At 69.2% G+C, this 14,328-nt stretch carries 11 protein-coding genes and 2 pseudogenes; 9 read left to right on the top strand and 4 right to left on the bottom strand.

Annotated elements, in window-relative coordinates; translation table 11 throughout:
- The first annotated feature begins 588 nt into the window (after positions 1 to 588).
- The 9 genes and pseudogenes from ACF068_RS07385 to ACF068_RS07425 all read left to right on the top strand — a co-directional run bounded on the left by ACF068_RS07385 (position 589) and on the right by ACF068_RS07425 (position 10,902).
- Entirely contained in the window at positions 589 to 1,089 is a 501-nt protein-coding gene (locus ACF068_RS07385) for a tetratricopeptide repeat protein (protein ID WP_392273284.1), read from the top strand.
- Between the two features lie 114 nt (positions 1,090 to 1,203).
- Positions 1,204 to 1,632, top strand: a complete 429-nt coding sequence (locus ACF068_RS07390) for a hypothetical protein (protein WP_392273189.1) — start codon at positions 1,204 to 1,206, stop codon at positions 1,630 to 1,632.
- Positions 1,626 to 1,859 (top strand): helix-turn-helix transcriptional regulator, encoded by a 234-nt coding sequence (locus tag ACF068_RS07395; protein WP_392273190.1) that lies wholly within the window; start codon positions 1,626 to 1,628, stop codon positions 1,857 to 1,859. The genes ACF068_RS07390 and ACF068_RS07395 overlap by 7 nt, the downstream gene beginning before the upstream one ends.
- A complete protein-coding gene (locus ACF068_RS07400) occupies positions 1,856 to 2,830 on the top strand; it encodes an NAD(P)-dependent alcohol dehydrogenase (protein WP_392273191.1) in 975 nt (324 codons plus the stop codon). The genes ACF068_RS07395 and ACF068_RS07400 overlap by 4 nt, the downstream gene beginning before the upstream one ends.
- A gap of 68 nt (positions 2,831 to 2,898) precedes the next feature.
- A complete protein-coding gene (locus tag ACF068_RS07405; RefSeq protein ID WP_392273192.1) occupies positions 2,899 to 3,000 on the top strand; it encodes a DNA-formamidopyrimidine glycosylase family protein in 102 nt (33 codons plus the stop codon).
- Positions 3,001 to 3,006: 6 nt separating this feature from the next.
- A pseudogene (locus tag ACF068_RS07410) lies at positions 3,007 to 3,225 on the top strand (DNA-formamidopyrimidine glycosylase family protein); the annotation flags it as partial.
- A gap of 358 nt (positions 3,226 to 3,583) precedes the next feature.
- On the top strand, positions 3,584 to 6,760 hold the full coding sequence (locus ACF068_RS07415) for a putative bifunctional diguanylate cyclase/phosphodiesterase (protein WP_392273193.1): 3,177 nt from the start codon (positions 3,584 to 3,586) through the stop codon (positions 6,758 to 6,760).
- Positions 6,761 to 6,832: 72 nt separating this feature from the next.
- Positions 6,833 to 10,114, top strand: coding sequence for an amino acid adenylation domain-containing protein (locus ACF068_RS07420; RefSeq protein WP_392273194.1), 3,282 nt, complete (start codon positions 6,833 to 6,835; stop codon positions 10,112 to 10,114).
- Positions 10,111 to 10,902 carry a leucyl/phenylalanyl-tRNA--protein transferase gene (locus ACF068_RS07425; RefSeq protein WP_392273195.1) on the top strand — a complete coding sequence of 264 codons (792 nt, stop codon included), beginning with the start codon at positions 10,111 to 10,113 and terminating at the stop codon, positions 10,900 to 10,902. The genes ACF068_RS07420 and ACF068_RS07425 overlap by 4 nt, the downstream gene beginning before the upstream one ends.
- Positions 10,903 to 11,790: 888 nt before the next feature.
- Here ACF068_RS07425 and ACF068_RS07430 read toward each other — a convergent pair.
- The 4 genes and pseudogenes from ACF068_RS07430 to ACF068_RS07445 all read right to left on the bottom strand — a co-directional run.
- Positions 11,791 to 11,895 (bottom strand): annotated as a pseudogene (locus ACF068_RS07430) (transposase); the annotation flags it as partial.
- 432 nt (positions 11,896 to 12,327) lie between these two features.
- On the bottom strand, positions 12,328 to 12,675 hold the full coding sequence (locus tag ACF068_RS07435; protein WP_392273196.1) for a YciI family protein: 348 nt from the start codon (positions 12,673 to 12,675) through the stop codon (positions 12,328 to 12,330).
- The gene (locus ACF068_RS07440; RefSeq protein WP_392273285.1) at positions 12,672 to 13,613 is read right to left on the bottom strand and encodes a virginiamycin B lyase; all 942 of its coding nucleotides are present in this window, start codon (positions 13,611 to 13,613) and stop codon (positions 12,672 to 12,674) included. The genes ACF068_RS07435 and ACF068_RS07440 overlap by 4 nt, the downstream gene beginning before the upstream one ends.
- Positions 13,610 to 14,287 carry a CatB-related O-acetyltransferase gene (locus tag ACF068_RS07445; protein ID WP_392273197.1) on the bottom strand — a complete coding sequence of 226 codons (678 nt, stop codon included), beginning with the start codon at positions 14,285 to 14,287 and terminating at the stop codon, positions 13,610 to 13,612. The genes ACF068_RS07440 and ACF068_RS07445 overlap by 4 nt, the downstream gene beginning before the upstream one ends.
- Positions 14,288 to 14,328: the final 41 nt, after the last annotated feature.

The raw sequence follows: 14,328 nt of genomic DNA on the forward strand, positions 1-14,328 counted from the left end.
GGCTATGGGACAGTTCATGATGCCGTGTCACTGGCTGCTGGGAGAAGGGCAAGATATGGCTGACGAGTTGGAGGGCGACTGGCTGACGGAGCGCCAGGTGAGCACTTTGTGGCCGGGCGTCGGTGCTCGCTCGGTGTATGTAAATGCGCTGGCCCATGGAGTGCGGGTCCGTACGGAGAGCTGGATGACCACTACCGGGTCCGCCGGTAAGAGGCGGTATCGGGCCGACGACGTGCGCCGAGTGGCGCCGCAGATAGCAGCCCAGCCACCCCTCAAGGGGCCCTCCCCGCTACCGTGCTGTCTACTGCTGATCGTTCTGGCAGCGGGACCAGTCGTCTGGCTGGTGCTGGCCATACGAAGCGGGCAGTAGAGGTCAAGCGCGTGGCTGCGGCTGGCCAGCCGTGAGAGCGTGCGGTGTCAACTGCAGCATCTCTGGCTCGTTGGGCAGGGCGCCGCCGAGCCTCGAGGGGAGGCCAGTCAGATGCCTGCCCGCGAGCGGCCGCCTCCGCCCCATCGGCCGCACGGTCCCGCTGCGCCGCGACGCCGCCCGCCACCTCGCTGAGCACCTGACCCCCGTCGGCGGCCACCCTGGACCGGCGCGAACCCCGCCTCGAGGAGACCCGTTTCGAGGAAACTGGCCTCGAGAAAAGCCGTCTTGCGGAAACTCGTCGCCACCCGCTGGACCTGGCCGCCCGCTCACCGGACGACGCCGGCGTGGCGTACCGCACGGCCTGCGTCCACGACCGACTGGGCCTGGAGGCGGAGGCGGCCCCGTTCTACGAGCGCTGCCTGACCGGAACCGGCCTCTCGGCCGAGGACCGCCGTGGCGCCTTCCTCGGGCTCGGCAGCACCTACCGGGTGCTCGGCCGGAACACCCGCGCCGTCGACACCTTCCGCCGAGGCGTGGCGGAGTACCCCGACGACGGCGGCCTCCGGGCCTTCCTCGCCATGGCGCTGTACACGGGCGAGCGCCACGAGGCCATGCGGATTCTGCTGGACATGCTCGCCACGACCAGCCACGACCCGTCCGTCCAGCAGTACCGCCGCGCCCTCGCCCTCTACGCCGAGTACCTCGACGCCACGGGATGACGACGGCACGTCGGGGGAGCCCCGGGGCCGGGTCTAGGTAAAGAATCATTGACATCATGTACGTGATTCTTTACGCTCCTCGATGTCAAGTTCGTTTTACGTGGGGGAGGGCGAGTGGCGTTCGAAGAGAAGCGCGCATGGATCATGGCGGTGGTCGCGGTCGGGGCGTATCTGGCCTACGTCGCTGTGATCCTGGGGCGCGCGCAGGGCATCCCCCTGGCCGAGGTGACGTACGCGGCGACGCTGCTGTGGAGTGTCGGAGCCGCGATCGCCGCGGCGATCGCGCTCAACATCCTGGCCGCGGTCGCCTCGCCCAAGGAGGCCCACAAGAAGGACCAGCGCGACAGGGAGATCAACAGGTTCGGCGAATACGCCGGACAGTCGTTCCTCGTCGTCGGCGGTGTGGCCGTCCTGGCCCTGTCGATGGCCGAGGTCGACCACTTCTGGATCGCCAACACGATCTACCTGGCGTTCGTTCTCTCCGCCGCCCTCGGGGCCGTCGCGAAAATCGCCGCCTACAGGTGGGGTTTCCAGCCGTGGTGAAGCCGACCCGCGTCACGAACCAGATCCGCTCCCTCCGGTTCGCCCACGGAGAGATGACCCAGGCGGAGCTGGCGGACCGCCTCGGCGTGACCCGTCAGACCGTCATCGCCATCGAGAAGGGCCGCTATTCGCCCTCCCTCGAAATGGCGTTCCAGATCGCCCGCGTGTTCAAGGTCCGCCTCGACGAGGTCTTCCAGTACCCGGGCAACGAAGGAGATACGCCGTGAAAGCCATCGCGCACGACAGGTACGGCTCCTCCGAGGTACTGGAGCTCCGGGACGTCGACCGACCGACCGTGCCGGGTGAGGGGGACGTACTGATACGGGTGCACGCGGCCGCCGTCGACGCGGGCGTCCGGCACCTCATGACGGGCCTGCCGTACCTGCTCCGGCTCATGGGGTTCGGCCTCCGCGCCCCCAAGGTCCCCGTTCGGGGCCGCGAGGTGGCCGGCCGCGTCGAGGCCGTGGGCGCCGCGGTGACCCGGTTCCGGCCGGGCGACGACGTGTTCGGCTTCTGCGAAGGTGCCTTCGCCGAGTACGTGTGCGCCCCCGAGGACCGGTTCGTCGCGAAGCCCGTGAACCTCACCGCCGCGCAGGCCGCTGCCCTCCCCATCTCCGCCGTCACCGCCCTCCAGGCCCTCCGGGACGCGGGGCGCGTCCAGCCGGGTCAGAAGGTCCTGGTCATCGGCGCGGCGGGCGGTGTGGGCACGTACGCGGTCCAACTGGCCAAGGTGTTCGGCGCGGACGTCACCGGCGTATGCAGCACCACCAAGACGGAACTGGTCCGCTCGATCGGCGCCGACCGGGTCATCGACTACACCCGCGACGACTTCACCGCCGGTGGCCACCGCTACGACCTCGTCGTCGACACCGCCGGCAACCGCCCCCTCTCCCACCTCCGGCGCGCCCTCACCCCCCGCGGGACCCTGGTTCTCGTCGGCGGCGAGAACGGAGGCCGCTGGCTCGGCGGCACCGACCGCGTCCTGCGGGCGCTGCTGCTCTCCCCGTTCGTGGGCCACAAGCTGCGCGGTCTGTTCTCGGCGGAGCGCCAGGAGGACCTCCAGACGCTGAAGGACCTCATCGAGGCCGGCCGTCTGACCCCGGTCGTGGACCGTACCTACCCCCTGGCCGACACCCCGGAGGCCATCCGGTACTGGGAGCGGGGCCACGCGCGCGGCAAGGTCGTCATCACCGTCTGACGGTCGGCCCGGCCGTCGCGTGTCCTGCGTGTTCCGCGTATTCCGCGTGTTCGAGAAGGGCGCACCCCATGCCTGAGTTGCCGGACGTCGAGGGTTTCCGCAAGGTGCTCGAAGCCTGCGCGAAGGGCAGGGTCGTCCAGCGCGTCGAGGTGCGTGACGCGGGCATATGACACGGGGTGAGCGCGCGGCGGCTGCGCGACGCGCTGGAGGGCCGCCGGTTCACCAAGGCGGAGCGGCACGGGAAGTGGCTGCTCGCCCGCACCGACGGTGGCCCCACCCTCGTGCTGCACTTCGGAATGACCAGCCTGCTGGTCTGCGGCCACCCCGACGAGCCGGCCGGGCCCCACGGCCGCGTCCTGTTCACCGTCGGGGACGGCCGTCAGCTCCGCAGCCGACGCCGGTCCGGGTCTGCAGCCGCGCGGGGGGCGTGGTGTCCCGTGAAACGACGCGGCATGTCCCCTCTGTGCGCATGCGGGAATGCCCGAGCTGGGTAAGCTGGAAGATGGAACGCGAAAAAAAGGACAGTCGTCTTGGCGACAAGGAGTCCGCAAGCTCGCTATCCCGGCGAGCGAGTGCGAGTGTACCTATGACGTGGGTATACCGGCCGCGTTCCCAGGCGACCAGGGCTGAGACCATTCGGAGAATCCCCCCGTTCAGCCGTCATTCCTATTCCTCGGGATGACAACTGACGTCCGGTGCCGTTGACCCAGCTCAGTCCACCCGACAAGTTGCCCTCCCGGGAGGTTGGTTGGGGTGAACCAGCGACCGCGAAGCCAGGCCGTGATGGTCGCCGTCAGCGTATGCGTCGTCGTGCTGATCGCGCTCTACTACACATATCCGGAACAGCCGCTGATCTTCGTATGCATCGGAGTGATCGGCGTCATCGGTATCGGTCTGGGCGTCTATTTCAACCGGCCGGCGCATCGACTTCCTTGGCTGCTGCTCGCCGCGGGAAATCTCACCTTCGCCGCGGGTGAAACCGCTCAGATCGTCCTCATCGAGACGCACCCCGAGCAGATGCCGTTTCCGTCCGTCGCCGACGGATTCTATCTCGCGGCCTATCCGCTCTATGCGGCAGGGCTGCTGGGCTTCGTTCATTGGCGCACGGGGTGGCGAGACCGCGCGAGCCTCGTCGACGCGCTGACGCTGACGGTCGGCCTGGCACTGCTGGTGTGGCTCTATCTCATCGAGCCCTACTCCCGCGTCCCGGGTCTCACCTGGGTACAGAAGGCATTCTCCATGGCCTATCCGCTCGGCGACATCCTCGTCCTGGCGATGCTGCTGCGCCTGCTCACCGGCCGAGGCGGCAAGAGCCTCGCGCTCGTACTGCTCACCACAGGCACCCTCGCCCTGCTCGCGGCGGACGTGGCTTACGGCCTCATACAACTGCACGGGACCTGGCGCACGGGTACCGCGGTCGATCTCGGCTGGGCCGTCCTGTACGGCGCCTGGGCGGCCGCCGCGCTCCATCCGTCCATGCGGTCGCTGACCCAGCCGGTGGCATGGCACGGCGAGACCGGCACGAGCCGGCTGAGCCTACTCACCCTGGCGTCGCTGATCGCGCCGACCATCCTCCTGACGGAGGCGGTGCGCGGGGAGAGCGCCAACGTCGGCGTCATCGGGGTGTTCTCCGCGGTGCTCTTCGTCCTTGTGCTGTACCGCTTGTCCGGCGTGGCGGCGACCCACCGGCAGGCAGTGGGGCGGGAGAAGGTGCTGCGCAAGGCGGTGTCGTCGCTGGGCGGGGCGGGCAATCCACGGGATGTGGCCGCTGCCGTCCTCTCTGCGGTGACAGAGCTGATGTCGCACGGCCCGCCGCGTTCCGCGCTGCTCACCGTGCCGGACAACTCGCTCTGGCTGGACCGGATGCACGGCGGCGTACGAGGTCCACTGACCGCGCCGGTGACCGCGAACGTCCGGGAACTGATCGCGTCGGGCGGGAGCCGCCTGGTCACCCTCGACGGGGTGGGGCCAGAGCTCGCCTCCCACCTCACGGGCCAGGACAAGGAGCCGAACCGCACCGGCCATGCGCTGGTCTGCCCGCTCACCTCGCAGGATCACCCGTCGGGCGATCCGCTGATCGGGGCACTGATCGTGGCCGGGGACGAGCGGAACCTGCTTGTGCTCCGCGAAACGCTGGCGACTCTCGCCGCGCAGGCGGCACTCGCCGTGGCGCGGGTGGCGCTCGCCCAGGAGGTCAACCGGCGCAACAGCGAGATGTACTTCCGCACACTGGTGCAGAACGCCTCCGACGTCATTCTGATCCTCGACGACGACCGGGTCCGTTACGCCAGCCCGTCCGCCGACCAGATGCTCGGCGTTGCCAACCTCGAGGGCGCCCACATCATCGACCTGGTGCCGCCGCAGGACAGCCGCACGGTGGCCGAGACGCTGGGACGGATACGGAGCCGCGAGTACCAGAGCAAGAGCGAGCACTGGCGCATGGTCCGCGCCGACCGGGCGACCATCGAGGTCGAGGTGAGGTGGAGCGACCTGCGCGACGAGGCCACCGTCGGCGGGGTGGTGCTCACCCTGCGGGACGTGACCGAACAGCGAAAGCTCGAACGCGAACTCACCCACCAGGCGTTCCATGACTCGCTCACCGGTCTGGCCAACCGCGTGCTCTTCGAGGATCGGGTCAACCACGCTCTCGTGCAGGCCCAGCGCGACGGCACGGTGGTGGGCGTGCTCTTCGTCGACGTGGACGACTTCAAGGTCGTCAACGACATACACGGCCACGGTGTGGGCGACGAACTTCTCGTCGCGCTGTCGCTCCGGCTGCAGACCGCAGTCCGTGCCTCCGACACCGCCGCGCGCATCGGCGGCGACGAATTCGCCCTGCTGGTGGAGGGCTCCTCCACGCCGACGGGCGTGGAGAGGTCCACCGAACACCTGATGTCCGTGTTCGCGGAGCCGTTCCGGCTCAGCGTGGGGCCGCTGAGCACCTACGCCAGCATCGGCGTCGCGACGACGGAGGACAGCGTCGACTCGGTCGAATTGCTGACGCACGCCGATCTCGCGCTGTACGCGGCGAAGACGGCGGGCAAGCGCCAGTGGCGCCGCTACCACCCGGATCTGCAGCGCGGCATGGCCGAACGCGCCAGGTTGCAGGAGGGGTTGGACAGTTCGTCGATCGAGACCTCGTTCATGGTGCTTTACCAGCCCATCGTGGAGTTGGCCAGCGGGCGGATCGCCGGCTTCGAGGCACTCGTTCGCTGGCCCCACTCCACGCACGGCATGGTGCTGCCGGAACAGTTCATCACGCTCGCCGAGGAGAGCGGGCAGATCGTTCCGCTCGGAGCGTGGGTGCTCGACCAGGCCGCGGCCGAGGCGGTCCGGTGGCAGGACTCCGTGCTGCGCGAGGGGACGGCCGACCACAACGCTCCGTACATCAGCGTGAACGTGTCTCCGCGTCAGTTCCGGGACGAGGGGTTCTACGACGTGATCCGGCGCGCTCTGGAGGTTTCCGGTGTCGCACCGTCGTCCCTGGTACTGGAGCTGACCGAAAATGTGCTGATGTACAACGATGAACGGATTCTGGCCGAGATGAGTTCGCTCACCGACCTCGGTATCCGTATCGCGATCGACGACTTCGGAACGGGCTACTCGTCGCTGAGCTATCTGCGGGAGTTTCCGATCTCGATACTCAAGATCGACAAGTCGTTCGTCGACGAACTCGGCCGCTCGCCCGAGCAGTACGCCCTGGTCGAGGGGATCACGCATCTCGCGGACACGCTCGGCCTCACTGTGATCGCCGAAGGAGTGGAGGACGTGAGGCAGCAGGAGTCGCTGATCTCCATGGGCTGCCGGTTCGGCCAGGGGTACCTCTTCGCCGAGCCGGTCGGTGCCGAGGAGGCGGAGCACCTCGTCCTCGCGCCACCGCTCGGCCAACTGGCCGGACTGCGCGGACTGACCGCGGACAGGAAGCCGTGATGGCGGCGGCCCTCTCCCGCGAGTGGCGCAGGTCGTGGTCCGCAGCACTCTGCGCGAGGCAGGAGAACCAAGGTGACGGAACGTGACCGAGCTCCGACGGAGTCTGCTGCGCTGTGTGTCGTACTGCGCAACGACGAGGAACAGTACGCGATCTGGCCCGCCGGTCGCCGGCCTCCGGCCGGGTGGCGTCAGGTCGGCGGGCCGGAGTCCGCCGGGTGGTGCGCGGGTCTGGTCGACCGCCTGTGGACCGACATGCGGCCCGCGAGCGCCCACGCCGAGCGGCGGCACCCGGAGTCCTGGCCGAGCAGTGTGCCCGAGCTGATCCGGGAGCGGGCGCGGCGTGAGCCGTCCGCTCTCGCAGTTCTCTCGGACGAGGGCCGGCTCAGCTACGCTGAGCTGACCGGCCGTGCCGACCGGTTTGCCCGCCGACTGAGGGAGTCGGGCGTCGACGCGGAGTCCGTCGTCACCGTGTGCCTCGACCGTGCGCCCGAGCTGGTCGTCGCGCTGCTGGCGGTGCTGAGCTCCGGCGGCGCGTTCCTGCCCCTCGACCCCGCGACACCGCGGCAACGGATGGCCGGACTGGTCGGGGAGACCGGTTCACGTCTCATCGTCTCCAACCGCGAGTACGCCCCGATGTTCGCCGGGTGCGAGGCGCGCATCCTCCACGCCGGGGAACCGGCCCCGCCGGCCCCGGAACCGGCCCCGGAACCGGCCCCGGAGCCGGGCCCCCGGCCGGACGACCTGGCCTACGTGATCTACACCTCCGGATCCACCGGACCTCCCAAGGGAGTGATGATCAGCCACCGGTCGCTGGCACACTCCCTCACCGCGGTGGCCCGGGCCTACGAACTCGCGCCCGGCGACCGGGTGCTGCACGCCGCGGCACTCGGCTTCGACACCTCGCTGGAGCAGATCTTCGCCACGCTGATCAGCGGCGCGACACTCGTCCTCGCGGGAACACATACGTGGGCGCCCACCGATCTGCTGCACCGTCTCCCGGAGCACGGGATCACCGTCGCCGATCTGACGCCCGCCTACTGGCATCGGATCGTCTCCGCCCCGGACCACGACGAGGCCCTCGCATCGCTGAGGCTCGCCATCGTCGGCGGCGAGATCGTCCATACGAAGGCCTGTCGCGCCATCCTGCACCGGATCCCCGGCGCCCGGCTCGTCAACGCCTACGGGCTCACCGAAACCACCATCACCTCCACGCTCTGCGACCTGAACGAGGAGTTGCTCGCCGCGCCGGACACCGCCCTCGCCCCGATCGGCAGACCCCTGGAGGGGACGCATGTCCACGTACTCGACGCCGAACTGAACCGGGTGCCGCCGGGCGAGCGCGGCGAGATCTACATCGGCGGTCCGGGGCTGGCGCGCGGTGTCTGGCGCCAGCCTTCCCTGACCGCACAGCAGTTCCTGCCCGACCCGCACGGCTCGGCGCCCGGCGACCGGATGTACCGCACCGGGGATCTGGGCCGTCGGCGCCCGGACGGCAACCTGGAAGTCCTCGGCCGGGTCGACGACCAGATGAAGATCCGCGGCTTCCGGGTCGACCCGGCCGAGGTCGAGGCCGCGCTCGGCTCCCACCCTGAGATCGGCCAGGCGATGGTGGTGGCCCGGACACGTGGCAGCAGGGACCGGGACCTCGTCGCCTACGTCACGCCGACCTCGCCGCCGGCCGGCGGCGAGGCGGTGCTGTGCGCACGGCTGCGGTCGGCGCTCGCCGAGGTCCTGCCGGGCTACATGATTCCGGCGGCCTTCCACGCGGTGGAGCGACTGCCCCTCACGCCCGGAGGAAAGCTCGACCGCAAGGCCGTGCCGGAACGCGTGACCGCGGCGCCGACGGCCGCGGCCGACGACCGTCCGGTGCCGCAGGGGATGGCCCAGTTGTGGAGCCAGATCCTGGATGTCGACCACGTCCGTCCGCGCGACGACTTCTTCGAGCTGGGCGGCAACTCCCTGCTGGCCATGGAGATGCTCGCCCGAACCCGCGTCGTATTCGGCATCGGCATCACACAGATCCGCGACCTGACCCGTTCACTGCTGCGGTATCCGACGCTCGCCGCGTTCGCCGAGTCCGTGCGGAAGGCACGTGCCGGGACGCTGGCCCACCCGGGCGGCGGGAGCGTCGACTTTACCGCCGAGACCGACCGGCGCTTTCCGGAAGTAGGTCGTGGCGCACCGGCTCCGGACCCCCGGCGCCCCGGCGACGTCCTCCTCACCGGGGCGACGGGGTTCTGCGGGGCGTACATGATCGACGAACTACTGCGCCGGACGACGGGACGGGTCCTGTGCCTGGTCAGGGCCTCCGACGAACAGCACGGCCTGGAACGGATCCGCGTGAGTCACCAGCGGCACGTCCTCAGCGATCTGTCCAGCGATCGTGTCCAACCGGTCGTCGGCGACCTGGGCAAGCCTGGGCTGGGGCTGTCACCCAGCCGGTTCGAGGAGCTCGGATCGACCATCGACGCCGTGTACCACTTCGGTGGACACGTCAACTTCATCTACCCGTACCACGAGTTGCGCGCGGCCAATGTCGACGGAACATTCGAGATCATCCGCCTCGCCGCCGGCCGTGCCGTCCCCGTCCACTTCACCTCCAGCATGGCGGTGCTCGCCGGATTCGGCCCCGCCGGGGTGCACGAGGTGACGGAGAGCACCCCGTTGCGCTTCCCCGAATACCTGTCGGTGGGATACGTGGAGACCAAATGGGTTGGCGAGGCGCTGCTGCGGCAGGCGTCCGACGCGGGCCTTCCCGTCACCGTCTACCGCCTGATGGACGTCACAGGCAGCATCGAAACCGGCGCGATGAACACCAGCAGCGAGATGGTCGCCCTCATCGACTTCATCGCGCGGACCGGGCTGTGCCCGGCCGTCCGGCTGCCGCTGGACTTCCTGCCGGCCGACCAGCTCGCCCGCGCCGTCGGACACATCTCCACCCGCTGTCCCGCCCGCGGCGAGGTCTACCACCTCACCAACCCCCGCCCCGCATTGTTGAGCTCGCTCGCCGAGCGTCTTCGCCGACGGGGTTACCCGGTCCAGGAGATCCCGTACGCCGAGTGGATCGCCGCTCTGGTGAAGTACGTGGCCGGGCACCCCACCGACCCGATCACACCGTTCGTCCCGCTCTTCGTCGACCGGTGCGCGCACGCCGACATCACCGTGAGCGAAATGTACTTCCAGGGCGTTTTCACAGAGTTCACCCGCAACAACGCCGAACGGGCCCTGGTGGACAGCGGGATCGACATTCCGCCGGTGGACGCGCAGATGATGGACCGCTACATCGACTTTCTTCAGCGGTCCGGCGCCGTCCGCCCGGTGAGGAGCCAAGGGCGGGAAGCGGCACGGTGGTGAGCCGATGCCCAAACTGGGAGGCGCTCGACGTGCTGGACGCGGCCCCCGACGGTCCGGTGGCCTTCTGTGCCGACCTCAGTCCCGCCGGCCTCCTGGCCGGGTACCGCGCCGGGGTCTATCCGTTCCCAGCATCCGACGACTACGCCCGCGTCTTCAACGAGGTGGTCTACGCCGACCAGGTCGACGAGGGCCGCATTCCGCTCGTCGGTGAGGAATCAGAGGATCACTACGCCGTCTCCTGGTGGTCGCCCGATCCCAGGCCGGTGCTCCCCGTCTCGGCCGCGCACATCAGCCGCAGCCTCGCCCGGCGGCTGCGCGGTCGGCCGGCGTGGTCGACCAGCCTGAACCGGAGGTTCGAGCAGGTCGTCCGCGAATGCCGTGCCGACCGCGTCCCGTTGTGGCTCACCGACGAGCTGATCGCAAGCTTGATACGCCTGCACGAGCTGGGCCATGCTCACAGTGTCGAGGTGTGGGAGGACGGCGATCTGGTCGGCGGCGTCTTCGGTCTTCAGGTCGGATCGGTCCTCAGCATGGACTCGATGTTCTTCCACCGTCCCGGTGCCTCGAAGGCCGCGGTCGCCGACCTCGCGGCGCGCTTCGGACAGGTCGGCGGCCTGCTCCTCGACGCCCAGCGGGACAGCCCGCACGTCCGCGGCCTGGGCGCCCTTCTCGTCCCTCGAGAGCAGTACGTGCGACAGCTCCGCCGCACCGCGTGCGACAGCCTCCCGATGATGCCTGCCGCCACTTTGCCCGCCCGCCGCCTCACCCGGCCGACGGGATCGCGATGAGCGCGGTCGCCGCACTGCTCGCCCGGCCGATCAACGCACTCGAGATCCACCGTGCCACCGCGCCACTCGCACCGGACGCGAAGGACCCGACCGCGATGCGGTCGGGTCCTTCGTCTGCTGGCAGGACTGTCCGCTCATTCCGCCCGCTGGCTAGGGGAGCTCGCGTACCAGACATGAGGCGTTCCAAAAGCGTACGAGGTGCGCACGCGGCGCGTACCTTACCGGGTGTTCCTCCCCGGGGACTGCCGCCTCCCGGGCCTCGACGTCGGCCGAACCAGACAACCCGAGCGCCGCGGGCCACCACCCGGGTGGGGCTAGCACGGCGTGATAGCCCACCAGCGGGGGAGAGGCACCGCCACCAGCCTCAACCGCCACCAGCCTCAACTGGTGCAGCGACGAAGCTCGCCGCCCCCACGACTTTTCCGTGCCCGGCGTCATCTACATCGCCGCCGTCGAAACTGACGTCTTCTGACCCCGCTCTCGCCACCTGACCCGCGCCCCGAGCGCCCGTAAGACGCCTCATCCGGGCGGCTACCTCCCAGCCCGCGTGCCGCACTCAGCACGGAGAACTTGATGGAGAGGTCGTCGCCGGGGTCCCGCGCAGGCTGCCGCTGGAGGCCCCGGGAAGAGGCCAAGCGCCTCGACCCGCGCCGCCAGCTCCGGCCACCGGGGAAGTACCAGGGCCCACGTCGTCGGGGGAGTGGGCGGAGTTCCAGGAGCACTTCGGCAAGCGGAGGGTGGCGGGCTGGACTCCTACGGGGCGCCCAGACGGGACGACGTACGCGCACGCCTGCTTCTTCAACCGGCGCTCGTTACCTGGGGCCTGAGTAAACCGCATGGCCTGCGTGCTGATGGGAGGACCGTGCGCCGACGCGGGTGTCCTTCTTCCTTCGTGGTCAGGTGCCGGGAGTAGCTGTCGAGCACGATCGCGATGCGGACCTCGGGCGGATGAAGGCTGCGCAGGTAGCGGCAGAACTCCAGGAAATTCAACCTCCGAGGCAATCTTGTGAGCCCGGAGCATCTGTAAGTCACGGGCCCAACGCTCCAGTATCTCCACGTGGTCCGGACCACCGACGCTTTCCACCACGTGTCCCCCGCCCCGGTAACCGCGCCCAGTGCGCACCTACCATCCCGCCCAACTATGAAGCGACTGTCAAGAGCGCACCGCAGGCCGCCGGCTCGTCGTGGGGCGTGCCGCCGTTCGTCAAGCCCCCTATTGCATTGACTTGTAAGGCGCAGGGCGAACGTTGCCTGATACGGCACTACTGGCGCTTGCCCCGACGGGTGGCGGAATGCGGCCGGCGACGAGTTCAACCGCTGATACTCGTCCTGCCAATGTGTTTCTGGGTGTTCAGAGCGGCCCTGCTCAGGCCCCCGGGGTGGGCCTCGTGGGCGCCGGTCTAACGCCTGGGCAGGGGACGCTCCTCAGGCGGATTCGAGGACCGGCCGGAGTTCGAGTGTCTCAGGTGTGGGGAAGCTGCGGGCCAGCTCGATGGCTTCAGCGTGATCTATCACCTCCAGCAGGAACCAGCCGCCGAGGGTTTCTTCGCCGCCGTGCACAGGCCCGTCGGTCACCGAGACGGTTCCGTCCGCCGCCGTACGCACGGTGACAGGGCCTTGATGCTCGGTGTCGAGGGCATCGCCGCCCGCAAGTTTGCCCGCGTCAGCCAGCTTGCCGATCCATGTCTCGTAGGCCGCGCGGTGGGCATCGCGGTCGGCCTGGATCCGGGCGCGTGACGCGTCGGTCTCGAAGATGACGAGGGCATACTTCATGACAGGTTCCTCTTCTCGGTGGGTACTGCAGAACTGGTGGTTCTCGCATCGATGGCGGTCGGGGCGAGGCGCGCCAGTGCACCTGTCTCCAGCGCGGTCCATAGCGCGCTGTCCGGGCCCACCGTGATGCCGTGCGGTTCGGAGGCCGGGGTGGGCAGGTCATGGACGGTGACGTTGCCGTCACCGGTGAGTGAACCGACCCGGTTCGCGCCCCACTCGGTGAACCACGTGGTGCCTTGCGCGTCGGTGGTGATGGCGTGCGGCCGGGCCGACCGGTCGGGCAGCGGGTACTCAGTCATCCGGCCGTCGGGTGTTCTGCGGCCGATCTGACCGGCCGCGATCTCGGTGAACCAGACGGTGCCGTCCTGGGCCACGGTGATCCCTACCGGTGCGGCCGCTTCGGTGGGCAGCTCGTGGACCGTGATGAGGCCGTCCATGTCGATGCGGCCGATGGCGCCCGCCTGGTTCATCGTGAACCACATCGCGTCCTGGGACGCGGCGATCGCGGAGGGGAACGCGCCGGTGCGCGGCAGCGGGTATTCGGTGACCGAGCCCTGCATGGTGATCCGGCCGATGCGGTCCGCGGCGGTTTCGGTGAACCACAAAGCCCTGTCTGGCCCGACGGCGATACCGAACGGACCGCACTGCGCGGTGGGCAGGGGGAACTCGGTCACCTCGCCGGCGGTGGTGATCCGGCCGATCCGGTGCGCACGGTACTGGGTGAACCACAAGGCGCCGTCCGGCCCGGTGCAGATGGCGGTCGGACCGCTGTCCGGGGCCAGTTGATGATGGACCGGTTCCTGCCCCGGGACGAGTCGTCCGATCCGGCCGCTGTGCACCAAGGTGAACCACAGCGCGCTGTCCGGACCCGTGGTGATCGCGTATGGGCCGCCGGCGGGATCGGACACCACATACTCCTCGAATTGCCGTGTCGTCATCGCTTCCCCAGACCTTCGGTGGCGGCGATGCGGGCGATGTCCTGTGGGGAACCGGCCATGATGGTGCGGGCGTTGGCGCTCACCACGTCGACGGGCCAGTCCCACCAGGCGGCGCGCAGGAGCTGCTCGACGGCCTGGTCGTCGAAGCGCTGTCTGATCGCTCTGGCCGGGTTCCCGCCCACGATGGTGTACGGCGGCACATCCGTCGTGACCACGGCACCCGCCGCGATCACGGCACCGTCACCGATCCGTACGCCCGGCATCACCGTGGCCCCGTATCCGAACCACACGTCGTTGCCGACCACTGTGTCGCCGCGGCTCGGCATGCCGGTGACGATGTCGAGCGTCTCCTCGGCCCACCGGCCTCCGAACATGGTGAAAGGGAAGGTGGACGTCCCCATCGACGGATGGTCGGCGCCCGCCATCAGAAACCTCGTGCCGGTGGCGATCGCACAGTACTTGCCGATGATCAAGCGCTCCGGACCGTAGGCGTACAGCACATTGCGCTGGACGAAGTCGGTCGCGCCGTCGGGGTCGTCGTAATACGTGAAGTCACCCGCCACGACGTGGGTCCCGGTGACCAGGGGTTTGAGGAAGACGACCCGTTCGTGCTCCGGCAGTGGATGGAGCGTGTCCGGATCGGGTGTGCACACAGCATTGCGGTCAGACGTCACGCGGGAATCTCTCCCTATGGGTTCCAAGGGGCAGGCAAGCA

The organism is Streptomyces sp. NPDC016309 (assembly GCF_043077235.1).
Taxonomy (GTDB): Bacteria; Actinomycetota; Actinomycetes; order Streptomycetales; family Streptomycetaceae; genus Streptomyces.